At 60.9% G+C, this 26,905-nt stretch carries 27 protein-coding genes and 1 riboswitch; of the genes, 16 read left to right on the top strand and 11 right to left on the bottom strand.

From position 1 onward, the window contains the following. Nucleotides 1-142: 142 nt before the first annotated feature. The 4 genes from J4E00_RS15705 to J4E00_RS15720 all read left to right on the top strand — a co-directional run bounded on the left by J4E00_RS15705 (nt 143) and on the right by J4E00_RS15720 (nt 5,763). The gene (locus J4E00_RS15705) at nt 143-1,906 is read left to right on the top strand and encodes a T9SS type A sorting domain-containing protein (protein ID WP_208176134.1); all 1,764 of its coding nucleotides are present in this window, start codon (nt 143-145) and stop codon (nt 1,904-1,906) included. 230 nt (nt 1,907-2,136) lie between these two features. Continuing rightward, the gene (locus J4E00_RS15710) at nt 2,137-3,807 is read left to right on the top strand and encodes a hypothetical protein (RefSeq protein ID WP_208176135.1); all 1,671 of its coding nucleotides are present in this window, start codon (nt 2,137-2,139) and stop codon (nt 3,805-3,807) included. A gap of 93 nt (nt 3,808-3,900) precedes the next feature. Continuing rightward, nucleotides 3,901-4,752, top strand: a complete 852-nt coding sequence (locus J4E00_RS15715) for an oxidoreductase (protein ID WP_208176136.1) — start codon at nt 3,901-3,903, stop codon at nt 4,750-4,752. A gap of 168 nt (nt 4,753-4,920) precedes the next feature. Beyond that, nucleotides 4,921-5,763 (top strand): FRG domain-containing protein, encoded by an 843-nt coding sequence (locus tag J4E00_RS15720; protein ID WP_208176137.1) that lies wholly within the window; start codon nt 4,921-4,923, stop codon nt 5,761-5,763. Nucleotides 5,764-5,796: 33 nt separating this feature from the next. Here J4E00_RS15720 and J4E00_RS15725 read toward each other — a convergent pair whose 3' ends face one another. Both J4E00_RS15725 and hrpB read right to left on the bottom strand, forming a co-directional pair. Beyond that, entirely contained in the window at nt 5,797-6,522 is a 726-nt protein-coding gene (locus J4E00_RS15725) for a DUF2490 domain-containing protein (protein WP_208176138.1), read from the bottom strand. 98 nt (nt 6,523-6,620) lie between these two features. Then, a complete protein-coding gene (gene hrpB, locus J4E00_RS15730) occupies nt 6,621-9,278 on the bottom strand; it encodes an ATP-dependent helicase HrpB (RefSeq protein WP_317196635.1) in 2,658 nt (885 codons plus the stop codon). Between the two features lie 178 nt (nt 9,279-9,456). On the opposite strand from hrpB, the gene J4E00_RS15735 reads away from it, so the two are divergent. The 3 genes from J4E00_RS15735 (at nt 9,457) to J4E00_RS15745 (ending at nt 11,411) form a co-directional block, all read left to right on the top strand. Further along, nucleotides 9,457-10,068 (top strand): GDSL-type esterase/lipase family protein, encoded by a 612-nt coding sequence (locus J4E00_RS15735; RefSeq protein ID WP_208176139.1) that lies wholly within the window; start codon nt 9,457-9,459, stop codon nt 10,066-10,068. 16 nt (nt 10,069-10,084) lie between these two features. Beyond that, nucleotides 10,085-10,813, top strand: coding sequence for an esterase family protein (locus tag J4E00_RS15740; RefSeq protein WP_208176140.1), 729 nt, complete (start codon nt 10,085-10,087; stop codon nt 10,811-10,813). Nucleotides 10,814-10,892: 79 nt separating this feature from the next. Beyond that, a complete protein-coding gene (locus tag J4E00_RS15745) occupies nt 10,893-11,411 on the top strand; it encodes a hypothetical protein (RefSeq protein WP_236049833.1) in 519 nt (172 codons plus the stop codon). 5 nt (nt 11,412-11,416) lie between these two features. Here J4E00_RS15745 and J4E00_RS15750 read toward each other — a convergent pair whose 3' ends face one another. Beyond that, nucleotides 11,417-12,169, bottom strand: coding sequence for a YqjF family protein (locus J4E00_RS15750; RefSeq protein WP_208176141.1), 753 nt, complete (start codon nt 12,167-12,169; stop codon nt 11,417-11,419). Between the two features lie 109 nt (nt 12,170-12,278). Further along, nucleotides 12,279-12,611, bottom strand: a complete 333-nt coding sequence (locus tag J4E00_RS15755) for a rhodanese-like domain-containing protein (protein WP_208176142.1) — start codon at nt 12,609-12,611, stop codon at nt 12,279-12,281. Nucleotides 12,612-12,686: 75 nt separating this feature from the next. Here J4E00_RS15755 and pnuC point away from each other — a divergent pair, with 75 nt between their 5' ends. The 3 genes from pnuC (at nt 12,687) to J4E00_RS15770 (ending at nt 15,574) form a co-directional block, all read left to right on the top strand. Beyond that, nucleotides 12,687-13,337 (top strand): nicotinamide riboside transporter PnuC, encoded by a 651-nt coding sequence (gene pnuC / locus J4E00_RS15760; protein ID WP_208176143.1) that lies wholly within the window; start codon nt 12,687-12,689, stop codon nt 13,335-13,337. Between the two features lie 282 nt (nt 13,338-13,619). Further along, nucleotides 13,620-15,056, top strand: a complete 1,437-nt coding sequence (locus J4E00_RS15765; protein ID WP_208176144.1) for an AAA family ATPase — start codon at nt 13,620-13,622, stop codon at nt 15,054-15,056. A 98-nt stretch (nt 15,057-15,154) separates the two neighbouring features. Beyond that, entirely contained in the window at nt 15,155-15,574 is a 420-nt protein-coding gene (locus tag J4E00_RS15770) for a GNAT family N-acetyltransferase (RefSeq protein ID WP_208176145.1), read from the top strand. Nucleotides 15,575-15,685: 111 nt separating this feature from the next. On the opposite strand, the gene J4E00_RS15775 is transcribed toward J4E00_RS15770, so the two are convergent. Continuing rightward, nucleotides 15,686-15,910, bottom strand: a complete 225-nt coding sequence (locus tag J4E00_RS15775; protein WP_208176146.1) for a hypothetical protein — start codon at nt 15,908-15,910, stop codon at nt 15,686-15,688. Nucleotides 15,911-16,072: 162 nt separating this feature from the next. Then, nucleotides 16,073-16,178, top strand: a riboswitch (TPP riboswitch). Nucleotides 16,179-16,237: 59 nt separating this feature from the next. Between J4E00_RS15775 and J4E00_RS15780 the strand changes: the two genes are divergently transcribed. Beyond that, nucleotides 16,238-18,493, top strand: a complete 2,256-nt coding sequence (locus J4E00_RS15780) for a TonB-dependent receptor (RefSeq protein ID WP_208176147.1) — start codon at nt 16,238-16,240, stop codon at nt 18,491-18,493. Nucleotides 18,494-18,675: 182 nt separating this feature from the next. Here J4E00_RS15780 and J4E00_RS15785 read toward each other — a convergent pair whose 3' ends face one another. Next, the gene (locus J4E00_RS15785) at nt 18,676-20,433 is read right to left on the bottom strand and encodes an APC family permease (RefSeq protein WP_208176148.1); all 1,758 of its coding nucleotides are present in this window, start codon (nt 20,431-20,433) and stop codon (nt 18,676-18,678) included. 186 nt (nt 20,434-20,619) lie between these two features. Here J4E00_RS15785 and J4E00_RS15790 point away from each other — a divergent pair, with 186 nt between their 5' ends. After that, entirely contained in the window at nt 20,620-21,855 is a 1,236-nt protein-coding gene (locus tag J4E00_RS15790) for an acyl-CoA dehydrogenase family protein (RefSeq protein WP_236049835.1), read from the top strand. A 40-nt stretch (nt 21,856-21,895) separates the two neighbouring features. After that, on the top strand, nt 21,896-22,252 hold the full coding sequence (locus tag J4E00_RS15795; RefSeq protein WP_208176149.1) for a hypothetical protein: 357 nt from the start codon (nt 21,896-21,898) through the stop codon (nt 22,250-22,252). A gap of 50 nt (nt 22,253-22,302) precedes the next feature. On the opposite strand, the gene J4E00_RS15800 is transcribed toward J4E00_RS15795, so the two are convergent. Beyond that, nucleotides 22,303-22,671 (bottom strand): DUF4177 domain-containing protein, encoded by a 369-nt coding sequence (locus tag J4E00_RS15800; protein WP_208176150.1) that lies wholly within the window; start codon nt 22,669-22,671, stop codon nt 22,303-22,305. Nucleotides 22,672-22,782: 111 nt separating this feature from the next. On the opposite strand from J4E00_RS15800, the gene J4E00_RS15805 reads away from it, so the two are divergent. Further along, nucleotides 22,783-23,310, top strand: a complete 528-nt coding sequence (locus J4E00_RS15805; RefSeq protein WP_208176151.1) for a YfbM family protein — start codon at nt 22,783-22,785, stop codon at nt 23,308-23,310. Between the two features lie 11 nt (nt 23,311-23,321). Here the strand turns inward: J4E00_RS15805 and J4E00_RS15810 are convergent, their stop codons facing one another. The 3 genes from J4E00_RS15810 to J4E00_RS15820 all read right to left on the bottom strand — a co-directional run bounded on the left by J4E00_RS15810 (nt 23,322) and on the right by J4E00_RS15820 (nt 24,271). Then, nucleotides 23,322-23,684 (bottom strand): hypothetical protein, encoded by a 363-nt coding sequence (locus tag J4E00_RS15810; protein WP_208176152.1) that lies wholly within the window; start codon nt 23,682-23,684, stop codon nt 23,322-23,324. Between the two features lie 57 nt (nt 23,685-23,741). Further along, entirely contained in the window at nt 23,742-23,909 is a 168-nt protein-coding gene (locus J4E00_RS15815) for a helix-turn-helix domain-containing protein (RefSeq protein WP_208176153.1), read from the bottom strand. Nucleotides 23,910-24,049: 140 nt separating this feature from the next. Next, on the bottom strand, nt 24,050-24,271 hold the full coding sequence (locus J4E00_RS15820) for a hypothetical protein (RefSeq protein WP_208176154.1): 222 nt from the start codon (nt 24,269-24,271) through the stop codon (nt 24,050-24,052). A gap of 230 nt (nt 24,272-24,501) precedes the next feature. On the opposite strand from J4E00_RS15820, the gene J4E00_RS15825 reads away from it, so the two are divergent. Beyond that, nucleotides 24,502-25,158, top strand: coding sequence for a hypothetical protein (locus J4E00_RS15825; protein WP_208176155.1), 657 nt, complete (start codon nt 24,502-24,504; stop codon nt 25,156-25,158). A gap of 26 nt (nt 25,159-25,184) precedes the next feature. Here J4E00_RS15825 and J4E00_RS15830 read toward each other — a convergent pair whose 3' ends face one another. Then, entirely contained in the window at nt 25,185-26,324 is a 1,140-nt protein-coding gene (locus tag J4E00_RS15830; RefSeq protein WP_208176156.1) for a hypothetical protein, read from the bottom strand. Nucleotides 26,325-26,451: 127 nt separating this feature from the next. On the opposite strand from J4E00_RS15830, the gene J4E00_RS15835 reads away from it, so the two are divergent. Next, nucleotides 26,452-26,799 (top strand): HIRAN domain-containing protein, encoded by a 348-nt coding sequence (locus J4E00_RS15835; protein WP_208176157.1) that lies wholly within the window; start codon nt 26,452-26,454, stop codon nt 26,797-26,799. Nucleotides 26,800-26,905: the final 106 nt, after the last annotated feature.

Here is a 26,905-nt window from a genome sequence, read left to right on the forward strand (position 1 = left end):
GAAGCATTTTCATTACTATCCAAATCCAACATCTTATTTTCTTAACAGATAAACCTGCTAACGTCAGGCAACCCTGTCAGAGGAAAGGGACTCTGGTAGGAAGAAATACTATAAGTAAGCTCTCCTTTCCATCATTAACTGCATGAAGATTCTACACATTTTCTCCTTAGCCGCGTTGCTGGTCACCGAGGCCGTTCACCCCTTTGTCGCTACTGCCCAGAATGCCCCATGGGCCAAGCCGTTGACCAGCGACGTGAGCGGCAGCGACTTGGCCCTCGTTACCCGGGTGGTAGTCGACGCCAGCAATTACACCTTTGTATCGGGTTTCTTAAATGGGCCGGCCACCCTAGGCGGGGTGCCGGTGCCAGTAGGCGGGGCCCAACTCCGGAATGGCTTCGTGGCCCGGCTCGACCCGCAGGGGGCTGTGCAGTGGGTGCGCGCACTAGCCGCTGCCGGCTCCGGCATTGAAGCCGATGTGACCGGTCTGGCCCTGGATGCTGCGGGCAACGCAGTCCTCTGCGGCTCCTATCATAACGGGGCGCTGACACTGGGCAACTTTACGCTACCGGCGAATAGCACCGTAGCCCACACGAATGGTGTGGTCGCGAAGCTTAGCCCAACGGGTAATTTTCTGTGGGCCCAAGCCGTTTCTGCCGGTTCCACGGAAAGTCTGTCGACTACAGCCGCTGCCGTTGATGCTGCCGGCACCGTTTACGTGGCAGTAAACACTTTTGGGACCTCCGCTTTTGCGGCTGGGCTGGGGCTGCGCAGCTTTTCAAGCGCCGGGGTACCGGGTGTGGGCACTGACTATCCGGGAATAAGCGGAACAGCGGTCAACAGTCCACTGGGGGTTTTTGGCAGCATTCTCGACTTGGTAGTGAATCCCACCACGGGGCAGTTGGGCGCGGTCGGCGATTTTCAGGGCACGCTTACGCTACGTGCGGCGGGCAGTGCAGGGCCAGCGCTTACGTTTACCTCGCCACCTGAGCCGCAAAAAGGAGCTTTCATCGCCGGGTTGTCAACCACGGGAGCTCCGGAGTGGGCGCAGGTACTGACCAGCACCGGCATGAGCCAGAATGGACGAACGGGTTCTTTTTTGAACCGACTGAACGGGGTGATACCAGCCGGAAACGGGTTTGCGGTGGCGGGTGGCTATCTGGGGGCGGGCACTATTGCCGGTGCCGTGCTGCCTGGCAGCGCCACTTCGGACAATATTACCGGTGTGCTGGCCCGGCTCGATGGTCAGGGCAGTTTGCTCTGGACGCGGGCCATATCGGGCGATGGGCAGCCGGAGAGCGGAGCGGTGGCCAATGCCCTGGCTACGGATGCAGCCGGGCAACTCCAGGTAGCCGCCTTTTTTGGTGGGCAGCTTGCGGCTGATGGCGGCGGGCAGATAAGTGCTGGTGGTTCTGACCTGCTGCTGCTGACGTACTCACCGCAAGGCCAGTTGCTGGGTACCCAGCGCGATGGCAGCTATGGCAACGAATACCCGCAAGCCCTGGCCCTGGACCCCACGGGGCAGCCCCGCGTAGCTGGCTACTTTATGGGCACTTGTAGTGTAGGCGGCGTTGTGGTGGCCAGTGGCCCCCGGCAATCCAACGGCTTTGTGGCCCGATTAAGCCGCACGCCGCTGGCCACCCGGGCAAACAGCGCGGCAGCGGCTGCTTTGCAGGTCTTCCCAAACCCCAGCAGCGGCGGCGCGGCTTTGCAAGTAAAGCTGCTGCCGGGAGCAGCCCCCACAGCCATACAACTGTTGAACGTACTCGGCCAGTCAGTGCATCAGCAGCAAGTACCGGCCCGCACTGCCACAGCTACCGTGCCCACGGCAGGACTGGCGCCGGGGCGTTACGTGCTGCAGGTCGTGAACGCCGAAGGTGTAGCAACTCGGGGCGTGCTGGTGGAGTAGCTAAACCAGGTTGCGTTAGGATTTGTCGATAAGCCCCATGGTGGTGTGAATGGTTGTTCGACAGCTGGATATCACCTGCCGGTGCCCTTTTGGGGCCATACTTCGCAATGGAATTAGCTACATGCACAATACGCATTTACGCTATTTCCCGTTTGCGCTGCTGGCAGATGGGCGTGCGTCGTTCAACCGTTATTTGTGATTCATTTTTCACCCTTCCCACACTAGATTTTATGAAAACAACTTTTCTGTTCTTACTGCTCGTGCTTGGCTGGAGCGCCAGGAGTGTAATGGCTCAGACTCCTTGGGTGCAGGCCGTGAGCGGCGGTACGCAGTCGAATGCCTCCACTATTGCCACCGATGCCAATGGCAACTCTTATGTCGGAGGCAGCTTTACGAACACGATTACAATTGGCGGGACGGTATTGCAGGCAGCTACGTCCGCTGCTTTTGGCGCTTACGTGGCTAAATTTAGTCAGCAAGGGGCGCTAATTTGGGTACGGCAGCCAACGGTGCCAGGTTCCTATTCTCGGCTGGGCATCGAGAGTGTGGCCGTTGATGGCAATGGAAACGTCCTCATTGGGGGCACCTTCTCGGGCGGTGCTTGGACGTTGGGCAATGTTACACTCGCTGGCCATCCGGCCGGAGTGCTTTACTCGCAGGGGTTCGTGGCCAAGCTCGACCCGGCTGGTACTATCAGCTGGGCCCGGGCGGCAGTAGATGCCGGACGGCAGAGCACTGTTGGGGCGGTGGCCGTTGATCCGAGTGGCACCGTGTATGCGGCCGGCAGCCTGAACGGCAGTTCGGCCTCAGCGTTTATTCAGAAGTACTCGTCAGCTGGCGTAGTACAGCCAATAGCCGCAAACTCAATGCCCGGTGGCACGGGTAGCATAACCATCACAGGGTTGGCGGTATCAGCGAACGGGCAGCAATTGGCACTGGCCGGCTGGGTACTCGAAGGCAGTGTGACGTTGCAGGCAGCCGGCACTGCTTCGGCACTGGTCGTGAATGCGCCGGGCATCAACAGTAGCACTGGGTTTGTGGCCGGCTACAGCCCGAATGGTGAGGGGCAATGGGTCCAGACGTTGACTAGTGGCACCGGCAACCGGGCCCGGCTGGTGCGCATAGTAGCTGCGGGTGCCGATTTTCTGGCTTGCGGCTCCTACACAGGGTTGGCAACTATTGGCACTTTGTCAGTGCCAGGTTCTTCCACATATTCCAGTGGGCTAATAGCTCGGTTCGACAGCCAAGGTGCGGTGCAATGGGCGCGTGGCATCCAGGGCAGCAACTACATCGAAGCCTGGGATGTAGCCGCCGACAGCAACGGCAATGGCTATGCAGTAGGCTACTTTGCCGGCCAGCTTGCTGCCACCGCCGGCGGCCTGAGCAGCGCAGGTGGATTCGACGCCTTCCTGCTGACCTACTCTCCCCAGGGTGGGCTGCTGAATGCACGGCGCGACGGTGGGAGCGGTCAGGAGTTCTTTACGGCGCTGGCGCTCACTGCTGGCGGGCAGCCCCGCGTGGCTGGATATTACACCTTCGGTCCCGGCAGCATTGCCGGGGTGAGTTTGCCCGCTGTGAGTAGCAATACCGCCTTTGTGGTCGCGCTGGCTGCCACCGTGCTAGCCACGACTCCGGCCAACAGCGGCATGGCATCCTTCACGGTTTTTCCCGTTCCGGCACGTTCCGGCCAAACTTGGCAGCTCACCATTACGCCAATGCTATCGGCTGATGGGGGAGTAGTTCGGGTGCTGGATATGCTGGGCCGCGAAGTGCGTCGGCAAGTGTTGCCCATGCGGGAGACGGCCGTCAGCGTGCCTACGGCGGGCATGGCGCCGGGCCACTACCTACTGCAAGTATTAGGCTCTAATGGCGTTGCAACGCACGGCGTGCTGGTAGAATAGGAGCCCACTTAACAAAAGATTGAAGCAACCGGGCTAAACAATTCACGGTCCCAAGCCGTCTTAAGCACCTCCTAATTCACAATCTGGATTTCTATGCCTGATTCCACCAACCAAACCTGGTTTATTACCGGTGCTTCGTCCGGGTTCGGCGAAGCCTTAGCCGACCATGTGCTCGACAAAGGCGGCCGCGTTGCCGCTACTTTCCGCAAGCCCGAACAGGCCGAAGCCTTCAGCCAAAAAGCGGACGGCCGCACCCTCGGTCTGGTGTGCGACGTGACCGACGAAGCCACTGTTAAAACGGCTGTTGCTGATGCCATCGCAAAATTCAGCCAGCTCGATGTCATCGTCAACAACGCCGGTTACGGCTCGATGGGCAGCATTGAAGAGGTGCCGGCCGAGGAAGTGCAGCGGCAGTTCGACGTAAACGTGTTTGGGGCGCTGCACGTGTTGCGGGCGGTACTGCCGCAGCTGCGCAAGCAGCGCTCGGGGCACGTGCTGAATATTACCAGCATTGGCGGGCTGAAGACCTTCCCCGGCGTGGGTATCTACAATGCCTCAAAATTTGCTCTGGAAGCCATTGGCGAAAGCCTGAGCCAGCAGGTGGGGCCGTTGGGTATTAAGGTTACCAACATAGAGCCCAGCGGGTTCCGCACCAAATGGGCCGGCGAGTCGGCCACTATTTCGAACACCAAAATAGAGGACTACCAGCCCACTGTAGGCGAAAATATTCGGGGCATAGAGGGCTACAGTGGACGCCAGCCTGGCGACCCCGTGCGCGCCGCTCACGCCATGTACGAGGTAGTGCAGATGGAAAACCCGCCCCTGCACCTGCCGCTGGGCAAAGCTGCCGTGAAGGGGGCTCGCGAGAAGTTTGCCGGCTTGGTGAAGGAGTTAGAGCAATACGCCGACATGGGTGACGCGGCCGATTTCCCGGCTGGCGAGTAAGAAAGGCACGCATGTTGGCTGACCGCTAAAACTGGTCATGCTGAACGCAGTGAAGCATCGCCACCGCAGTAGTAATTGGATTTACTGTTGCGGTGGCGATGCTTCACTGCGTTCAGCATGACCGTTTTTTAACATGGATTAGGCTATCCAACGGTGTATCTTCGCCCCATGCCCTTATCTGCTGCCAACGACTACGAAGCTACTTCTTGGGAAGACCTGCAACGGCTGCTGTTCCAGGATACCTGGGATGCGCGCATCGGGCGGTTTCGGTCGCCGTTTGTGTACCGGGGCGGCCGCTCGCGCCATTTTCAACTAGAAACTAGCTTGCAGCGCCTTGGCGGCGAATACCACCAGCTGGAGCACCACTTGCTGCGCAACTTCCGCAAGTATGCCCGCGAAACGGGCCTGCCCGCCGCCGCTGCCAGCACCTGGGACTGGTTGGCCCTGGCCCAGCATCACGGCCTGCCCACCCGCCTGCTCGACTGGACGTACTCGCCCTACGTAGCCCTCCACTTTGCCACCGACGACCTGTCTGCCTACCACGAAGACGGCATCATCTGGGCACTGAACTACGTGAAGGCTGCTGAACACCTGCCCCAGCGCCTGCGCCAGGCCCTTCAAACCGAAGGGTCAAACGTCTTCACCTCCGAGCTGCTGCAACCTGTGAGCAGCAGCCTGCGGGAGTTGGAAGAACTGCAAGCCGAACCCTACGTGCTGTTTTTGGAGCCACCCAGCCTGGATGCCCGCATTGTGCATCAGTACGCGCTGTTTTCCCTGATGAGTACGGGCCAAAGTGTGCTGCACGACTGGCTGGCCAATCGGCCCGACCTCTACTTTCGCATCATCCTGCCCGCCCACCTCAAGTGGGAAGTGCGCGACAAGCTCGACCAGGCCAACATTACCGAGCGGGTGCTGCTGCCGGGCCTCGGTGGCCTCAGCCGTTGGCTGCATCGGCACTACTCACCCCGCACCGATGGCAAGAACTTTCTTGACGACAACGAGATGCGCTAATGTTTGCTTGTAAAAGCGGAGGTCTGGAAAGGCCTAGCGGCGCACCAAGGCGACGTGGCTGGGCGTAGCAACGGCTACGCTGAGCTGCACGGCGTTGCGGGCTAGTGAATACCCAGCTGTGCCATTCTGGCTTTGGTGTAGGTATGCCATTTCTACTGTGGTGCGGCGACTGGCGCGGTAGCCCAGGCCGGCGCTAAGGCGGTTTTCCTCCATAAAACTACGTCCGTTGCGAGCACCCAAGCCAGCAAATAGTTCATCGGCGGCCACGGCATACAGGCTGCCTACTGGGAGCAGGCTGCCCGCATGCAGCGGCACCACCAGCCGCAACTGGTAACGTAGGCGTGGGGCAAACCGGAAGGCGGCTTCCGGGCTGGGGCGCAGCCACCGTTCCTCGGCGCGCAGGCGGTGACTGGCGCGCACGGGCCCACTCACATCAGCCAGCATCACTTCCTGGTAAAAGCGGTGCTCTGGGGCCTTGAGCGCGTTGGTGGGACCACAGTCGTTGGCGGCCAGCACGTAGCCGGTGGTCAGGCTGAAGCTGGGGGCTACATGCAGGCGCAGGCCCACGCGGCCTAGTTGCTGAGCCATCAATTGGGCATTGCCCTGGCGGCTTTCTACTTCCGAATACAAGCTCCAGTGGTTGCGTAAGGGCAAGTCGGCGCTGAGCTTGAGCCAGCCCACGGGTGCCCCGCCACCCTGGCCGTGGGCAGCAAGACCGGTTATGAGAAGTAGGGATAGTAGCGGGAAGAAGTGTTTCACTCCCTCAAGTTACGTAATTGTTATGTCAGATTACGTAATTGTTACCCCGGAATAGTAAAACTTAACATTGCCGAGATTTCGTGGCGGAATTAGACGCATTATTGTCCCAACCGCTTCTTGGTAAGTTTGGTAGGAATGTGCTCCATTGGCTTGTCGGGCCACGGATGCCGAGGGTAACGGCCCTTCAGGTCCTTGCGAACGTCAAAATAGCCTTTCTCCCAGAAGCTGCGCAGGTCGCGCGTCACCTGCGCGGGCCGCCCGCCGGGCGAGAGCAGGTGCAGCAGCAGCGGCACCCGGCCAGCCGCTACGGTAGGCGTTTCGGTCAGGCCAAACAATTCCTGTAGTTTCACGGCCAGTACTGGCGCGGCGGGGTCGCTATAATCCAAGGTAATGTGCGAGCCGCTGGGCACTTCCAGCGCGGCCGGGGCCAGGCGGTCCAGTTCCTGGCGCTGGTTCCAGCCGCCGGGCAGGCGGGCCAGCAGCGGCTCTGTGAGGTCGAGGCGTTGCACCTGGTCGAGGGTTTTGAGGCCGGTGAGGTGCGGGCCCAGCCAGTCGGCTAGCTCCTGCGTCAGGGTCGCATCATCGAAGGGGCGCCAGCTGGGTGCCACTGGCTGTTCGCTGTCGGTGGTCAGGACTTCACTGACGGGGAAGTGCTGCCGCAGAAATTCCAGCCGCTGCTGTAGCTGGCGGGCATTGGCCGTCCAATTCAGCTTCTCCACGCCGGCTTCCTGCAGATAGGCCAGCAGTGCCCGGGCTACCAATGCGGGGTCGGGCTGGCCGATGACTTTTTCCTCCAGTAGCAGTGCGCCTAAGCGGCGCACCCGGCGGCCGGTCACGCGTTGGGTAGTGGGGTCGTAGCGCACTTCATCGCTGGTGGTAATCTGGTCGGCGAAGGCCAATTCCAGCTCATCCTGCCCCAATGGTGCCGCCAGCGTAGCGCGGGGAGCCGAGGCCGTACCCGCCAAATGCGCTACTGCGAAAAAGGTGGCCTGCGGGTCGACGTCCGTCGTATTTAGCCCCACGCGCTGGCCAGTCACGAGGCGCAGCCGGTCGTGGGTTTCGCGCTGGGCCAGCCGGTCGGGGTAGGCCAAGGCGGTGAGTAGGCCTACCGGCGACTGGGCAACGGAGTGGCTGAGTGACGGAGTGGTTTTGCCCAGCCGGCTGGTGAGGTTGCGGGCCACATCGCGCACGCGCTGCAAAGTGGCGTGGTGCAGAGCCAGGCCCGGCAGGGGCGGGCGGCCGCTGGCCAGTGCTTCGAGGCGCAGGCGCAGGTCGGGCGGGGCTGGCCGGGTATCGGTGGGGGAGGCCCAGCGCAGCAGGTCGCGCTCAGCCAGCAATGCTGCCAGCGAAGCCGCCGCCGCGCCGTGGTTCAGCTCCTGCCCGCGTACCACGAGGTGGCCCAGGCGCGGCGGCAGGCCCAGTGCGGCCAGCTGGCGGCCGTGGGGAGTTGGGAGGACTGTTTTCTCAGTTTCCTGCTCTCTTGCTTTCTTGCTTTCTTGCCCTACAATTGCTCCCAGTCGCAGCAGTAGCTCGCGTGCCTGGCCGTATGCGGCTGCGGGGGGCACGTCCAGCCAGCGCAGGCTGGTGGGCTCGGTGGCCCCCCACAGGGCCAACTCCAGAGCCAGACTGCTGAGGTCGGCGGTCTGGATTTCGGGTGGGCGGTGGGCCGGGAGGTTGTGATGTTCGGCTTTGGTCCAGAGGCGGTAGCAGGTGCCGGGTCCGAGGCGGCCGGCGCGGCCCCGGCGCTGGTCGGCGGCGGCGCGGGCCACGGGCACGGTTTCGAGGGTAGTGAAGCCGGTGCGTGGCACGAAGCGTGGCACCCGTGCAAAGCCGCCATCAATTACCACCCGCACCCCCTCAATGGTGAGGCTGGTTTCGGCAATGCTCGTGGCCAGGATGACCTTGCGCCGGCCGGCTTTCGACGGACGCAGGGCGGCGTCCTGGGTTTCGAGTGGCAGCTCGCCGTGCAGCAAATGCAGGTCAATGGTTTCAGCGAGTGAGTCCTCCAGCTTGCGGGCGCTGCGTTGCAGGTCGCCCACGCCAGGCAGAAACACCAGGATGTCGCCCTCGGGATGCGTAGTCAGCGCCGCCCGCACTTGGCCGGGTACCAACTCCGCCAGCCGCTCGGTGGGCTTGTTGGGTAGGGTGGAGGCCCGGCGCGGGTCGAGGTAGTGGGTGTCAATGGGAAACAGAAAGCCGGCCGACGACACCACTGGCGCGGGCAGCCACTGGCCCAGCCGCTGCGCTTCCAGCGTGGCGCTCATTATTAGAATGCGCAGGTCATCACGCAGCACGGCCTGCGCGTCCAGCGCCAGCGCCAGGCCCAGGTCGGCATTGAGGCTGCGCTCGTGGAATTCATCAAACACCACGGCGGCCACCCCCTCCAAAGCGGGGTCGTCCTGAATCATGCGCGTGAGAATGCCTTCGGTGATGACTTCCACGCGGGTTTCCTTGCTCACTTTGCTGTCGAGGCGCACGCGGTAGCCGATGGTGCGGCCTACGGGCTCGCCCAGCAGCTGGGCCAGGCGGGCAGCTGCGCCACGCACGGCCAGCTGGCGGGGTTCCAGCACCAGGATTTTATCCTCAGCATTGCGCCACTCGGCGGCCAGCAGGGCCAGCGGCACCACGGTGGTTTTGCCGGCGCCGGGCGGCGCTTCCAGCACCACGCGGCTGTGGGCAGCCAAGGCGGCCCGCAACTCGGGTAGCGCCGCGATGATGGGCAAATCGGGGAGGGGCGGCAGGACAAAGTTGTTCACCGGCCAAAATTACGCCCCGATGTCCGGCAGGTGCTAGCTGACTGTCGGGAGCAGCGTGACCGAACCATGACCTGGCCGTAATGTTCTGGTAAGGTTGCCGCCACGGACGGCGCGGACCTTTGTGCGCCACTGTCCTCAATTTGCACGTACGCTGATATCAACCCCTTATTTCTAACGCATGCAGTGGTACCAGGAAGAAATTGCCCGACTGAAGGAGTTGCCTGTAGCCTCCACAAAGTCGCGGCCGCGGGTGGTGTTCTACGGCAGTTCCACGTTTACGCGCTGGCCGGAGCTGGCGCGGTGCTTCCCGTGGGTTGAAACGGTGAACCTGGGCTTTGGGGGCTCGACGCTGGCGGCCTGTGCCTGGTTTTTTCAGCAGTTGGTGCCGCAGCAGCAGCCCGATGCGCTGCTGATTTATGCTGGTGACAATGACCTTGGCGATGGCCGCACGGCCGAAGAAGTGGTGTTGTTCTACGACCACCTGCTGGCTTCTGTGCGGGCTACGTTGGGCCAGATTCCGGTAGTGTTCGTGAGCATTAAGCTGAGCCCGGCCCGCCAGCACCTGCGCCCGAGCATCGACTACGCTAATGCCACCATCCGCCAGCGCATTGCCGGGGCCGGCCCAAATAGTTATTACCTCGATATCAACCCCGGCATGGTGGACGGGCGAGGCTACCCCCGGCCGGCACTGTTTGAGGCCGATGGCCTGCACCTCTCGCCCGAGGGCTACGCCGTGTGGCAGCAGAAAATTGGGGCCGCGCTGATGCATTTATACCCTTCCACGCCTTGAAAACCGCTCTACCCCGATGCGCCGCGAATACCACGAATGGCTGAGCCCGGTCCTGGACCGCCGAATGGAACTGCTTGTCTTTGGCGAAGCGGGCGCACGGGTACTGTTCTTTCCCACGCGCCGGGCCCGCTTCTTCGACTACGAAAACTGGGGCGTGGTGGAAGCCCTGCGGCCCAAAATCGAAGCTGGCCAAATCCAGCTCTACTGCGTAGACAGCATCGACGGCGAAAGCCTGTACTGCCCCGAAAAACACCCCGCCGAGCGTATTCAGCGGCATTTGCAGTACGAGCGCTACATTCTGGATGAGGTGCTGCCCCTCACCCAGCGCCTCAACCCCAACATGTGCCTGATAGCCGCTGGGTGCAGCATGGGCGCCTTTCACGCCGTCAACCTGGCCTTCCGGCATCCAGACTTGTTTGGCAAAGTGGTGGGCCTGAGCGGGCGCTACGACCTCACCCAGCCCATGGCCAGCTTCCGCGACTTGTTCCAGGGCTACGTCGATGAGGATGTGTATCTGAACACTCCAAACCGCTTTCTCGCTCACCTCGACCACGATTTCTACCTGGCTCACCTGCGCCGGCTCGACATCACACTAGCCGTGGGCAACACTGACGCCTTCCTCGAAAATAATATGGTGCTGAGCCAGCAGCTCCAGGAAAAGCACATCAACCACCAACTCCACGTTTGGAACGGCGAGGCCCATTCACCCCTGGCCTGGCAAAGCATGGTTAACTTATACCTGTGAGGCGGAGATGTTGGGGAGAAGCCGGCCGATTGATTTAGTGGAGATAACGCGTATTTTTCAGCCGCTATTCGTCCGCGCTATGTCATTCAGCCTGCCCTTCTTCCAACGCACCACCCCACCCGCCGATTCGCCTTTGCCCACCATGCGCCGGTTTCTGACCGAAATCGGGCTGGAAACGCAGGAGATGCGCCTCCCCAAAGACACCTTTCTGCCTGGTCTGCTCATCGACGGTGGCCGGCTGCTCATCGACCCCGCCCGCTTGCTCTATCCCGGCGATGTGCTGCACGAAGCCGGCCACCTAGCCGTGACGCCTGCCGCCGAGCGAGCCCAGCTTTCGGGCAACGTGATGGCCAACAAGCCCGAGCAGCACGGCACCGACGGCGAGGAAATAGCCGCCATGCTGTGGTCGTACGCCGCCGCGCAAGCCGTTGATATCGCGCCGGAAGTCGTATTCCATCCTGCCGGTTACCGCAACCAAAGCACCTGGATGCTGGATAATTTCCGCCAGGGCATCTACCCCGGCCTGCCCCTGCTGGTCTGGATGGGCCTGACCACCACGCCCGACTTCCCGCGCATGAATCGCTGGCTGCGCGAGTAAGCCCGCTACACCTGCTGCATGGGCCACAGCTCCACGCTCACGGCGCCACCGGTGTGCACCAGCGGCGGAACGGTGGGCGTGGCCAAGCCGTGGCCTTCAACTAGGTTGGACTCATAATGGAGCAGCTGAGCCGTGCTGAGGGGCCAGGGCGTGTGCGCCACCCGGCCCCGGTACAGCTTGGTCTGGGCCTTGTTGCTGGCGTAGAGGCAGTAGCGCTCCGTCAGGAAAAAGGCCAGTGAGCCAGGTTCGGAGGGTGGCAGAGGCGCGCCAATTTTCCAGGTGGCGCGAAAAGTGGCCGGCGGGGCGCCGCCATGCGTGCGCTCGGCCATGAACTGGCGCAAGTTGGGGCTGGGCGTATCCATCCGCATGGTGGCGCGCAGGTAGGGCAGGTGAAAAAACGTGCGGGCCGTCCAGACCGCCAGCGCGCTGGTTGCATCAAGCGAGAAAAACCAGACGCCAGGCACGCCATCCAGGTGCACATAGGTCCGCACGTTCAGCTCCAGGAAGGCGTTGGTGCCGGGCACTTCCGGGGTCACGCGGGTGCGCACCTTGCTCATTTGAAACGGCACCACGGCCAGCCACGCCATGCCGTCGTGGGTATCAACCTGCAACCGGGGCGGCAGGTGGGGCTGGAGGAGTGCAGCCGGCACCGGCCAATGCAAAAACAGCAGCTCGCTCCATTGCTGGCGCAGCAGTGGGATGCCTTCGGGCCGCTCGCGTAGGGCCAGCCGGGCCGAAAGGGTAGGGGGAGTGGACAATGGGTAGTTGTGGTTAGTAGTGAACAGGTAACAATGAAAGGTTAACAATGGCTAGGTGTACGCCCGCTAATTGCTCACTGCTTGCTGCCTATTTGCGCCCTGCTAACTACTAGTACGTGGGAAACGTCGGGTCGACCTGTTCAGCCCAAGCGTCTACGCCGCCGCGCAGGCTGAGCAGGTTCTGGTAGCCTAGGCGCTGCTGCAGGTAGGCCAGGGCTTGCATGGAGCGCACACCGTGGTGGCAGATGAGCACCACCGGGCCTTCGGAGCGGATTTCGGCGGTGCGGCGCGTCAGCTCGCTCAGGGGCACCAACTGGCTGTTGGGCAGGTGGCAATACTCGAATTCCATGTCCTCGCGCACGTCCACCAGCTGGAGGTCGTCGCCGGCTTGCAGGCGGCGGTTCAGGTCGGCGGGGCTGATTTCTAGAGGAGTGCTTTGCATGATGATGGCAAGATGAAGTAGCAAAAATAGGCCGTCTGGGCCCTACCTTTCGGCTTCTACTTACACCGGGCCCGCGTGTTTGCATTGTTGTTGCTCGATATTTCTTCGGCATTTGCGCAGTTTGCGCGCACCACTACCCTGCTCGAATGGGTGGCTGTGGTCACGGGTTTCGCCTGCGTATGGCTGGCTGCGCGCGAGTCGCTCTGGAACTTCCCCGTGGCCCTGGTAAGCTGCGCGCTCTACGTTGTTATCTACCACCGGGCGCAGCTGTACTCCGACCGCAACCTGCAATTCCTGTTCATTGCCCTCAGCCTGTACGGCTGGTACGAATGGCTGTATGGCGGCCGTGGCAAAACCGAATTGGGCGTGTCGCACACCACTCGCCGCGAATGGCTGGGCTCGGCTGTTTTTGCCCTGGCTTACACGCTGGGTTTCGGCTACTACCTGCGCTACCACACCGATGCGACCTTTCCCTACCTAGACAGCTTTACCACGGCCGGCAGTATCGTGGCCCAATACCTGCTCACCCGCAAGCGCCTCGAAAACTGGCTGCTCTGGATTTTAGTCGACATCATTTACGTGCCCGTGCTCTGGTACAAAGCGCTTTATCCCACCAGCGCGCTGTATGCGCTCTACCTGGGGTTGGCTGCCTACGGCTACTGGCAATGGCGGCGCGAGCAGAAACTGTCTGCTTCTGTGCTGCCCCCGGCCACTGAAATGACCTAATAAGCGCTTGTTGAAGATGAAATGTGAAGTTGATTTTGCCCAGGTACAGGACACGAGAAAAGACGGTGCTAGCCTAAAAACAGCTCTTATGCCTCGCGTCGCACTTCTAAGTTTGCTTTCTAAATACCCTGCTCCTCCTTCCTGGATAGCCGTTAGCTAGCGGCCGTCCACTCTTGCTGTTGAATCCACCACGCCGGGAGGCACCCGCATTACTCCTCCAGATAATGACTCCCAGCGTTGCCCTTTCCCCTGTATTTACGCCTTTCCCCCTCCACCCCAAAGTTGCTGCGCGTTTCCCTCACCGGCCCCGAATCTACGGGCAAATCGACGTTGGCTGCTCAGCTGGCGGCGCACTACGGCACCTCGTTTGCCCCCGAGTATGCCCGCGAATACCTCGCCCGTTCCGGCCCGCACTACACGGCCGAAGACCTCGAAGAAATAGCCCGGGGCCAGCTAATGGCCGAAGCTGCTGCCGCGGCAGCTGGCCACCGCGTTGTGTTCTGCGACAGCGACTTGCTGGTCATTAAAATCTGGTTCGAGCATTCCTTCGGCACCTGCCCCGAGTGGATAATGCAGTGCATCGACGAGCAGCAGTACGACCTTGTGCTGCTCATGGGCGTAGACTTACCCTGGGTGCCCGACCCGCTGCGCGAGCACCCGCACCTGCGTCAGCAATTCTACGACCTCTACCGGCGCGAGCTAAGCGAGCGCATGTCCAACTTTGCCGAGATAGTGGGCTCCGGTGAGCGCCGTTTCGAGCAAGCCTGCTTTCTGGTTGATGAGCTGCTGCGGCCGACCACTTCGCAGTCCATTTTTGCCGAGAATTTTTTGCCGTACCGCCCCATGCACTACACCCTGACCACGCCGGCCTGCCACGCCACCTTCTCTGCCCACGGTGCCGAGCTCACCAGCCTGCGCACCCCCGACAACGGCCTCGAATACATTTGGGCCGCCGACCCTGCTGTGTGGGCCCGGCACGCGCCGGTGCTGTTCCCCTTGGTGGGCCGCCTGCCCGACGATGCCTATTCCTACGCTGGCCGCGCCTACAAGCTGCCGCAGCACGGTTTCGCCCGCGACCAGGAATTTGCCGTGCTGCACCAGAGTCCTGCCGAGCTGGTATTCCAGCTGCACCACGACGAAACCACCCGCGCCGTTTTCCCCTTCGCTTTTGAGCTCACCATCACTTACACCCTGCGCGAGGCCCAACTCACCGTGCGCTGGGACGTGCGCAACCCCGCCACCGACCAGCCGTTGCTCTTCAGCATTGGGGCACACCCGGCCGTGCGCTGCCCCCTGCTGCCCGGCGAGGCCTTTGAGGACTATTATTTTGAGTTCGACCACCCCGTTACCCTGGAACGCCACTTGCTGAAAGGCGGCCTGCTCACGGGCCAGACCGCGCCGGTGCTAAACGAGGAGCGGGAGCTGCCGCTCAGCTACTCCTTGTTTTCCGACGATGCCTTGGTGTTCAAGCACTACGATTTCAACCGCTTGGTGCTGCGCTCGCGCAAGTCGGAGCGTTTCGTGCGCTTTCAGTTCGATGGCTTTCCCTACCTCGGCCTCTGGACCAAAGGTCCCGGTGCGGGTTTCGTCTGCGTCGAGCCCTGGTACGGCGTAGCTAGCCCCGACGGCCGCCCCGGCGAGCTAAGCGAGAAAGAAGGCATCCTGACGCTGGAGCCCGGTCAGGTATTCACGGCAGCCTATACCATTGAGGTAGGGTAGGGCCGGATTCCAGAATAGCCTATAGCACATCATGCAGCCAGCATGAGGCTATCCAGCGCGTGACACCTTTTGAACCAGCCCTCAGCCCATTTACCTCAGTGCCCACCGCTCCCGAAATCCGGCCCATTCCGGCCGAGGCAACTTATGCCCTGCGCCACCAGGTACTGTGGCCCGATAAGCCACTGGCCTACGTGAAAGTTGAAAATGATGCCGCCGGCCAGCACTTCGGCATTTTTCGGCACGATGAGCTGGTGGCCGTCATTTCCCTATTCGTGGATGGTGCGGAAGCCCGCTTTCGCAAGTTTGCCACCCGGCCCGACTGCCAGGGGCAGGGTCTGGGCAGTGCCTTGCTTCAGCATGTCTTTGCCGAGGCCCGGCGGCAAGCCGCCCAGGTTATTTGGTGCGATGCCCGGCAGGACAGCGCTGGCTTCTACGCCCGATTTGGCATGCAGCCCGAGGGCGAAATCTTCTACAAAGGCCCAATTGCCTACGTGCGCATGGCGTTTGTTTTAGACTGAGCCTACGTCTGGGATTTCGGCAATACTAAGAACGTCATGCCAAGCGGGCGCGATGTTTCGGCTCCGCTCGGCATGACGTTCAAACGTGATTTGCAGTACCTGACTAACAACTTATAGCTCCACGCGGCGGCGGTTGTATTCTGGCTCCCAGTCGTTGATGGGGCGCGAGATGCCGGGCGGCAGGTCCAGGTCGGGCAGGCCGGGGTCGTGGGGTTCGCCGCCATCGTCGTCGCCGTCTTGCGGAGGGGGTGGGGGCAGCACACGCCGGCGCCGTGGCATCACCAGCACGAAGAGAAAAAAGGCGCAGAAAGCAACGGCGTAGACTAGGCTGAACATGGCGAAGAAAGGCTAAAACGGTGCGGACCTTAGAACGCAGGCCCCTGGCCTGGCGTTGCGTCGGCCGACGTCACTAAATTAACTGACAGTCAGCAAACCGCCGCGCTGCTCCCTAGTGAAATAATAAAAAAATGCGCCCCGCGCATTTGGGGCCTACCTTTGCGGCATGTTTAGGGGTGCTGGCATTGTACGCAATGCTGGCTGAGATGATACCCATCGAACCTGAACCGGGTAATGCCGGCGCAGGGAACAAACAATCCGCGGACGTTTTCGCTGCTGCTCCGACCCCTGGGGCAACCGCGCGTTCCATTTTTACCCAGGCTTCTGTTGAAAACTGTATTCCTTGCGGGTGCCACCCTGCTGGGGCTGGCCACTGTGCCGGCCCATGCCCAGCAGCCCGTCCCCGCCGATACCGCCCGGCGGCGCACCATCCTCACGCCCGAGGCCGTGGTGACGGCCACCCGCGCCACCGACAAAACCGGCACCACCTACCAAAACGTGAGCCGCGAGCAGCTGCAGGCCCGCAACTTCGGCCAGGATATTCCCTACCTGCTCGACCAGACGCCGAGCGTGGTCACGACTTCCGACGCGGGCACCGGCGTGGGCTACACCGGCATCCGCATTCGCGGCACCGACGGCACCCGCATCAACGTGACGCTGAACGGCGTGCCCGTGAACGAGGCTGAAAGCCACGGCGTGTTCTTCGTCGACTTGCCCGATTTGGCTTCTTCCACCCAAAGCATTCAGGTGCAGCGCGGGGCCGGGCCCAGCACCAACGGCGCGGGCGCTTTCGGGGCCAGCCTGAACGTGGAAACCCTCGGCCTGCGCCCGAAGGCTTATGCTGAAGTAAACAACTCGGTCGGCTCGTTTGGGACCTGGAAATCGACCATTATGGCGGGTACGGGGCTGATAAACGGGCATTTCACGGTAGATGCCCGGGCCTCGCGGGTGCAGAGCGAAGGCTACGTGGACCGCGGCTGGTCGCGGCTAAAGTCGCTGTACCTGACCGGTACCTACTCCGATGAAAAAACGCTGCTGCGCGCCCTGGTCCTCACCGGCTACGAGACCACCTACCAAAGCTGGTTTGGCCTGGCCGACTCGCTGCTACACAAAAACCGCCGCTACAATGAGTCCGGCACCGACGCTGGCCAGCACCTGCCGGCCTATAAAAACCAGACCGACAACTACCAGCAGGACTACTACCAATTCCTGATTTCGCGTCAGCTCTCGAAAACCCTCAACCTAAGCGTGACACCCTTCTGGACGCGCGGCGGCGGATATTATGAGGAGTACAAGGCGAACCAGGAGTTTGAAAAATACGGCATCAGCGGGCCCGTCTTTCAGCCCAACGCCGTTGGCAGCCTCGATACACTCACGACCACCGACGTCATTCGGCGGCGCTGGCTGAAAACCGACCTCTACGGCGCCACCTATGCCTTGCAGCTGCGGCCCAGCAGCGGCCTCGTGACCGAGGCCACGCTCGGCGGCGCCTTCGTGGGGTACCGGGGCCAGCATTTCGATGAGCTGACCTGGGCCCAGCGCGGCCTCAACATTCCCGAAAGCGGCACCCGCTACGCCGACGAGCCCAACGCCCACAAAACGGACATCAACGTCTACGCCCGGGCCAATGTGAGCCTCACCGAAAAGCTGGGTGTCTTCGGCGACCTGCAGTACCGTACCGTGCGCTACGAACTGTTTGCGCCCGATAGCAATGCCGTTAGCGGCAAAAGCCAGCAGGCCATCAACTTCCAGTTCCTGAATCCCAAGGCGGGGCTTACCTACCAGGTTTCGACTGGCTTGCAGGCTTATGCGTCCTTTGCCGTGGCGCGCCGCGAGCCCACCCGCACCGACTATACCGATACACCCGCCAGCCGCCGGCCCACCTCGGAAACCCTCTACAACTACGAAGCCGGTGTGCGCCATGCCTCAGCCAAGGTGCAGGCCAGCCTGAACTACTACTACATGGCCTACCGCAACCAGCTCGTGCTCAGCGGCCGGCTCGATGACGTAGGAAATGCCATCCACACCAACGTGGCCGATTCCTACCGCACCGGCGTGGAGGCCCAGGTGACTTACCGGCCCGTACCTCAGCTCAGTCTGACGGGTACTGCCACGGCCAGTCGCAACAAAATCAACCACTATACCGACTACCTGGCCATCTATAACGAAAAGTTCGAATACACTGGTGACCAGCCCACTGCTTTCACCCAAACCAACATTTCCTTCTCGCCCGACCTCACCGCGTCCTACACCGTGGAGTACGAGCCGGTGGCGGGCCTGAAGCTGGCCGCGCTGGCCCGCTACGCCAGCCGCCAGTACCTCGACAACACCAGCACCGCGAGTCGCAGCATCAACCCCTACTACGTGCAGGACGTGCGCCTGCGCTACCTCTGGCACCCTGCCTCGTTTGCGGGGCTGCGCGAGGTGGAGCTGGCCGTGCTGGTCAACAACGTTTTCGCCACCGAGTACGTGAACAACGGCTACACCTACGGCTACGTGTACGGGGGGCAAAACCAGTATTTCAACTACTTCTACCCACAGGCCAAAACCAACTTCCTGGCCTCTCTAAATCTGCGATTCTAATTATCTGAACCACGGATTCATGCGGATTTGTCGGATTACACGGATTTTGTGGAAGATTTATGAAAGCCCAACATGCAAAAAGGCCACTCATTTGGAGTGGCCTTTTTCACATCGTTTTTGCTTGGACATTAGCACCGTTCACAAAATCCGTGTAATCCGACAAATCCGCATAAATCCGTGGTTCAGATAATCAGGCGGACGCCGCCCAGCTCCGAAATCTGGTAGGGAAACCGGTCGCCGGGCGAGCCGATGAACATGAAGTTTTTGGGGATGTTCCACTGCTCCGACAGCTCATTAATCAGGTCCGGACCAAAATGGCCTTCCATGGTCACGAAGTCTACTTCGATTTGCTCGTAGGCACGGTCCAAGACCCGGATGTCGTTCAGCAGCTCTTCGGGGTACTTTTCGCCGGGCTGGAGCAGGGTTACGATTTTCAGGCGGTTGGTAAACTCATTTTCCACCACGTAGGTCATCACCTTGTTGAGGTTGGATACGTTGTCGCCCTTGGTGAAAAACACGAATTCCTGCTTGGCCAGCTCGCGCAGGTGGCGTTGTATCTTGAGGCGGGCCAGGCGCGCCACCCGTGGCAGGTGCAGCACCAGCGACTCGGCCGCCGACAGCAGGAGCTTGAGAATGGCAATGCGGTTGAGCATGATGGACACCACCGCCATGGCCGGCAGGAAGTATTCGAGGAACACAATCAGGTATTCGGGGTGAATTTTGACGTTGCCGAACAGGGCCAGCAGCACGCCGGCCAGGGCCAGCGTCACCGTCAGAATGCCCGCATACACCGGCCGCGGCAGGTTGGGCCGCTTGCCCTTCAGCAGGAAGTTGCCGAGGGCAAAAAAGGCCATCACCGAGAGAAACGAGATGGTGTAGACGCCCGCCAGCGGCCCCAGCTGCCCGTTGGTGATGAGCAGGACCGAAATGCAGAGCAGAAAAAACGCAATCAGGATGAAGTAATTGCTGCCCCGGGCATTTTCCTTGAGGAAAAACTGCGGCAGAATCCGGTCCAGGGTCATGCGCTTCATCAGGCCGCTTACGCCCACAAAGGAGGTGAGCACGGCTCCGCTCAGCACGGCCACGGCATTTACCGAGATGACCGTGCCCAGCCACGGCCCGCCCGTGACAGTGCCCAGGTACGAGAGCAGCGTTTCGGTGTGCTCGCCCACTTCTACCAGCGGCAGCACCGCCACGGCCAGAAACGCAATGAGCGGGTTGAAGACCGTGACCACCACCCACATATTGCGTAGCGTTTTCTGAAATACACCCTTGGCCTGCTCCTCCACGAAGTTGGCCGAGCTCTCGAACCCTGAAATGCCCAGCATGGCCGCGCTAAACCCAAAAAACAGCGCATTTAGGATACTGCCGCCCTTCACCGGCAACTGAAAGTTGAGCGCCAGATTATGCAGGCCGTGGGTGGCCAGGTACCACACTGCCACGCCCACCAGCAGCGTGAGCGACGTGAGGTGGGTAATGAAAATGATAACCGCCACAATAGCCGATTCGGACATACCCAGGATAGTGAGTGCTAGAAACAGCGCCAGCAGCCCCATGGTGGCCGGAATGATGGGCAGCCCGTGCCACAGCGTGTGCAGGTAGTGCATCGCCTCGTTGGCCGAGAGCACGGCCGTGGCCATGTAGGACAGGATGGTGAGCGAAGCGGCCAGGGCGGCATTGCGCTTGCTGGTGGTGTTCAGCAGCACGTTGTAGGCTCCGCCATTCAGGGGCAGGGCCCCCACCACTTCACCGTAGATTCGGCGAAACAGAAACAGCACGGCACCTACTACCAGCAGCGCCAGCCAGGCATATTGCCCGGCGTAAGAAATGGCCAGTGCCGACACGTACAAGCAAGACGAAGAAATGTCGTTGCCGCAAATGGCCGTGGCCTCCAGCTCGCTTAGCTTCTTGGCGTGGTGGGCGGGTATGGGGTTGGGCATGGAGAAGGGCGTGTGAGTAGGAGGCAATACGACGAAGCGCCTGAAGCGGGCCGCAAGAAATGAATTTCTGGTGTTTACTTCTTAAAAGCAGGCAATGTTGGCTGGCGCTGCCACCTGCGAACCGCACCTTGGCCCAGCCTGTTATCTTTGCCTCAAACTCCCACCTCACCACCCAATCCCCGCCCCATGTCTTCGGAAGCTGACGTTCTCTCCCCCCAGGCCAAAGCCCACACTGCCCAGAAAGGCAGCACCAACGCCAACGGCTTCACCGATTATTTCGACCTCGACGGCCTGCTGACCGAGGAGCATCTGCTCATTCGCCAGTCCATCCGCGACTTCGTGAAGAAGGAAATCAGCCCCAACATCGAGAAATGGGCGCAGGACGCGCACTTCCCGAGTGAAATCGTGCGGAAGTTCGGCGATGTGGGCGCCTTTGGTCCCACCATTCCGCAGGAATACGGCGGTGGTGGCCTGGACTACATCAGCTACGGTCTCATCATGCAGGAAATTGAGCGCGGCGACTCCGGCATGCGCTCCACCGCCTCGGTGCAGGGCTCTTTGGTGATGTTTCCGATTTACCAATACGGCTCCGAGGAGCAGCGCCGCAAGTACCTGCCCAAGCTGGCCAGCGGCGAATGGCTGGGCTGCTTCGGCCTCACCGAGCCCGACCACGGCTCGAACCCCGGCGGCATGACCACCAACCTCAAGGACATGGGCGACCACTACCTGCTGAACGGTGCCAAGCTCTGGATTTCGAACTCGCCGGAGTGCCAGGTGGCCGTGGTGTGGGCCAAAAACGAGCATGGCCGCATCAAAGGCGTCATCGTGGAGCGCGGCATGGAAGGCTTCAGCACCCCCGAAATCCACAACAAGTGGAGCCTGCGCGCCAGCACCACCGGCGAGCTGGTGTTTGAGGACGTAAAAATTCCCAAGGAAAACATCCTGCCCAATGTGGACGGCCTCAAAGGCCCGCTTAGCTGCCTCGATTCGGCCCGCTTCGGCATTGCTTGGGGCGCCATCGGCGCGGCCATCGACTGCTACGAGTCGGCCCTGAAGTATTCGCTCCAGCGCGAGCAGTTCGGCCAACCCATCGGCGGCTTCCAGCTCCAGCAGAAGAAACTGGCCGAGATGATTACCGAAATCACTAAAGCCCAGCTCATGGCCTGGCGCCTGGGTGTGCTCAAAAACGAAGGCAAAGCCACCAGCGCGCAAATCAGCATGGCCAAGCGCAACAGCGTTGAAATGGCCCTGCACGTAGCCCGCGAAGCCCGCCAAATCCACGGCGGCATGGGCATCACCGGCGAGTACCCCATCATGCGCCACATGATGAACCTGGAGTCGGTAATTACCTACGAAGGCACCCACGACATTCACCTGCTCATCACCGGCGCCGACATTACCGGCATTCAGGCCTTTAAATAAGGTCTGATACTTGTAGCCTGATGAGGTAAGCGGCCACACCATGGATACCCTGGGCTATTTTCTGGTGTTGCTGCTGGTGGTAGGGTTTATCCTGCTAATTATAAAAATTGGTGGGTCGGCCAACTTCACCGTTTCGGTCGGCCCGCCGCCGGTAGTCTTTCCAGATAGCACGTCTGCTGCTTCTGAGGGAGGCCGTCGCGCGGATGGGAGCTACTGGCTGCTGTGGTTGGTGCTTTGCGTGCTGACGTCGTGGCTGATACTTAGTGAATCCTTCAAAGGGAGTTGCGACGGTGGTCTCTGTTCCGTTGGTTTCTTTTTGCTGCCTCTGGCCTGGCTTGGAGCCGGTGTCGTTGCCTGGCTGCTGAATAGGATTGCACGGTCTCGAAATAAGCGTTGAAAACGGCCGCCCCAGCAATGAGGCGGCCGTTTTTCTTTGACCCAAAATTCCTAGCGCCGCTCCATCATGTATACGGTTTCGGTGGTGGCACCCACGCCTACGGTGCTTTGGGCCACGCTCACCAAGCGCCAGCCTTTGGCCGCTAGGGCATTCACCTGCAGCACTTCGGCGTGATGCAGGGCCACGGCCACATCGGTGCTGGTGCGGTCGGTGCCGATTTTAACATTGGTCAGGCGTTGTACCTGCTGCTTGCCGTCGGGCAGAATGGTAATGACCTCGGGCACGTAGGACTCATTGCCCGGCCGGCCGCTGCCCACCACCATCAGGTAGCCCGTGGGTGCGGGCGCGGCGTTGGGATAGAATGCCCACGAGCCGGCTACGGCTAGGGCTAGCGCGGCGGAGAGAAATACTTTTTTCATAGAACGAGGAGAAAAGGAGCGTATTGGATGGGACCACAATGTACTTTGCCCTGGGTAAAGGCACTTCGCCGACATCCAATTATTCGCTTTCTTCTTTAATTCTGCTCACGCATGGGCATGTACTGCGAACTCCGTCAAATTACTCTTGACTACGCTGGCAAGCTGCTGGCCGACCCAGACCAGGTGTTACACTACGTAGACAAAGCCGACTCGGGTCGCCTGCCCAAGGAAGCCCAGGGCGAGGACCTGAACCTCGACAAAGCTTGGCACGGTCTGCACTACCTGCTCACTGGCACGGACTGGGGCGGGCCGGAACCTACCTGCTACCTGCTGGCCGGTGGCGCGCAAGTCGGTGATGAGGAGGAGCACGACGTGTACGGCTACGGCCCGGCCCGCATCCTGATGCCGGCCCAGGTAGCTGCATTTCGCACGGTTGTAGATGCACTGACAGTGGCCGAAATCCAACGCCGCTATAATGGCCCGGCGATGACCAAGCTGAAGATATATCCTGAAATTTGGGACCGGGAAGCAGAAACCAGCGAAAATCTCGAATTTCTGGAAGAGGCTGCGAGCGAGTTGCGGGCTTTTCTGGGCTGTGCCACCCGTCAGCAACAGGCCATCATTCTCTACCTGGCTTAACATCCACCTCCTTACCGCATGTCTGGCCCCAACAGCGCGGAAAGTGCGTCTGCTTCTTCCTCGTAGTGGCGCAGGCGCAGGGCCAGTAGGGCGCGGGCAGCTAAGCTGGGGCGCCGGCGGGCGGCATGGTTGGTCATTCCTTGAAGGTGCTTTAGCCAGAGCTCATCAGAGATGGGCAGCACGACGGTGGGCGGCAGGGCGGCGGCCAGGGCTTGGCCTAGAGCAGCCAGTGCCTGCCACCGCCGTACCAGAGTGGCGTCTTGTATAGCCCAGGTTTCCTGCTCGAAGCGCAGGCTATCGGCTAGATGGCGGCAGCGGCGCAGGCGCTTGGTAAGGGCCGCAACTTCATGCTCCGCCAGGGGCTGGGTCGGCAATGGTCCTGATGGGGGCAGCCCTGCCGGGACGGCAGGGCTGGGTAGCTGGGCTAACCGTTAGAGCCGTTCGTTAGAGGCTGCCGAGAAGCTATGCCGGCCTGCTTCAACGTGCGCCACCTGCTCGGCAGTCACGCCCAGGTAGTCGCCCAACTCCAGTTGCGTGAGCGTGAAGCGCTGCCGCACTTCGGCGGCCAGGGTAGAGGAATAGGAGGTGGGGCGGTGCATACAAACAGTTATTTGTAGGAGATGTAACGCCATTGAGGGTCATTAATTATTTTTCAAAGGACCCTCAGTAGTCATTGAGGGTCCTTTGAAAAATAATTAATGACCCTCAGTGAAGCGGGGATGCCGTCAGTACGAAGAGCTTACTCTACCACCAGCTGGCGCACCTGCTCGCTGCTACGCACCAAGTACACGCCGGCAGGCAGTTCCTCGGGCAGGACCAGCCGGGCGGTGCCGGTGGCATCGGCCGTGGCGGTGAGGCGCACCCGGCCCAGCGCGTCGAGCACAGTGAGCAGGGGCGTGGCTCCCGTCGAGTTGGCTGTGCCGTGGGTGGGGTAGTTTGTAGTTTGGACCGCAGCCTGCAACTACGAGAATCTGCTTCGCCCGCCATACTGTAGCTAGCACGAGGTGGAGCAGGTTGTCATTGGCCCCACCAGCGACAAGTGCGGGGTGGATGTGCCGAAAATACGGCTCAGTAGCAGCTTTGCCAATGATTTGGGGATGGACTAGCGCAACGTAACAATTAAAACAGCACTCAACCAGTTTTACAGCATAGAACCCAAGAGGTCTTGGCTGGCGCTACCATGATAACGAAATGAATAGAACGTTCTGCTGGCTGTTTTATCTGTGGGCCAGTCTGGTAGCTGGCTGCCAATCAGACCCGCTTCCAGAGGCAACGATAAAGCATCGGTATGTTTGGGGCGTCGCCAGGGCCCATCTGGTGGTACCAGATACAAGCATTTATCACTTGGTTGGTTACCTGGCTCGGCACCCCGTTATCCGGTGGGAGCAGGGAGATGGTATTGCACCGTTTAGGTATGGTCGGGTGATGTTCGATTGCCAAGGAAGAGGGTACAATTGCGGGCCTGAGTTGCTGCCTGGCGAACTTACCAAGCTGTATCAAGCGGGCGTGCTCACCGCTGCCGATACCAGTTTCATTCTGTTGCAAAGGCAACAATCACACGATTTTCGGCTGGAGGCGGCTCGGCTACCAGGCTGCACCTTAGTGCCAGTTGATTCGCTCTTGGCGATGCGTGAGCGATACGTCGACTTTCAGCGGTGGACTATCCAGCGGTATGGGCACTCCATTTATGGCGTGAGTTTGCCATTCTTTTCAAAAAATGGCCAAGTAGCTATCCTTCAAATCAGCTATCGGTGCGGTTTTCTCTGCGCCGAATACTTTACGGTGGTCATGCGACGGCACAACGACCAGTGGTATTTGGTGAAAATCATTAGTACCGCCCAGTCTTAGAATCATCAGGTACCAGGTTGTAAGGCCTACTCCGCCAGCAGCTCGGCCAGCCGGGATATCTCCGCTTTGGCTTCCGCTACTTCCTCGTTGTCGGGGTGATTTACTTCCACTACTTCCACAAAGCCGGCCATCATGATGGTGATGACTTCGCGGGCATGATGGGCAAAGGCGGCGGCTTCTTCCAGTGTTTGCTCTTCCGCTGCTGCCGAGCTGTACATCATGTCCTCCAGGCTGCCAGTGGCCAGCACGTCGGTCACGGCGCTGAGGGCGCACACCTGCGCCGCCTGGTACATGCGCAGCAGCTCCGACCAGGTGAGGCCGAACGGCTCCTCCGCAACACTGCTGGCTAGGCGGGCAGCCAGCCGTTCCAGGGCTTTCTTACGGAGCCGGGCCACGCCAGCCAGGGCCCGGGCAAAAGGTGTTTCACCCAGCTCGGCCAGGATGTAGGGCAGGCGCAGGGCTGTGCCCAAGGTCACGCGCTGGCCTTCGTTGAAGGTTACGTGCACGGCGGCTTCCTGCTGGTCTTCGGCTTCATCGGCGGCATCGAGGGCAGCGGCCGCCAGCTCGTCCGGCGACTGGCCGGTGGGGTAGAAGGGCCGCAGCGTATCGTCGAGGCGGGCGAAGATGCTCTCGGTTTGCAGGCGCCGCATGTGCAACTCCTCGTGCATGTCGGGGTTGGCGCCGGTCAGGTAGTGGGTGATGTTTTCCAGCAGCGACTCGCCAAAGGTCAGCAAGTAGTCGCGGGGCCCGGTAAAAGCATCTTCGGCTGCGCTGTGGCGCATGAGGTAGGCGCGCAGTGGCTCATCCAGGGAGCTTTCGAACACCAGCCGGCCAATCACAATAAAATCGAACAGCTCCAGGGTGTGGGCGGCCATCACCCGGCCCAGCGTGGGCGTGTCGACGGCTGCCGTCACGGTTTGCAGGGCGTCAAGGTCGTATTCCAATAGTTCCTTCAGCGCCTGGGGCACAGGGTCTTCGGAGTGGCCCAGCAGCATGTGGTTGGCTACGCTGCCCAGCAGCAGCAGCGGCTTCATGGTTTCGTAGAGCTCGGGTGGCAGCTGCGACACCTGCCGGGCTAATTCAGCTTCAAACTGCGCTGCCTGTTCTGCGGCATTGTCTTCCTCGGAAGAGGAATCCAGGTTCGCATCGTCATCAAAATCCGCCATAAGAGGGATAGCCAGAAAGTGCCACGCACGATGGCAGTGGTAAATTGGGGGAAAATATTGGTTTACGCAGCATTTGAAAGAGGCGGTAAGTCCCACTCAAACCCGCTCATGCCGTAATTTGGCCCCCATGATGAAAATCGTTCCCGAGTCCGAACCCCTGGTGCTGCTCGAATGCCTCGTGGCTGGCACCTCGCATCGCCCCAACCTGGAGAAGTACGAGCCGAAGCTGAAAGTAGGCCAGGCCCTGCTGCTCACCCGCGAGGCCGATAACCATTACGACGACTGGGCCGTGCAGGTGCACACCGCCCCCGCCACCGACCCCTCCAACGTCTGGCTCGGCTACCTGCCCGAGGGCCGCAACGAAACCGTCGCGCGCCTGCTCGACGCCGGCAAGCACCTCTCTGCCCGCCTCAACCACAAATCCTGGGAAACCGACTGGCTGCACCTCGACATCGAAGTGCTGCTGCACGAGTAGCCAAACGTCGTGCCTCGGCTGCGCCCGGCATAACGGGCAAATTCTTCCTTCCAAAGGAGCTTTTTTGCCAGCGGAATGGTTACTCATTAGCTTAGCAAGCGCCGAC

The organism is Hymenobacter negativus (genome assembly GCF_017571495.1).
Taxonomy (GTDB): domain Bacteria; phylum Bacteroidota; class Bacteroidia; order Cytophagales; family Hymenobacteraceae; genus Hymenobacter; species Hymenobacter negativus.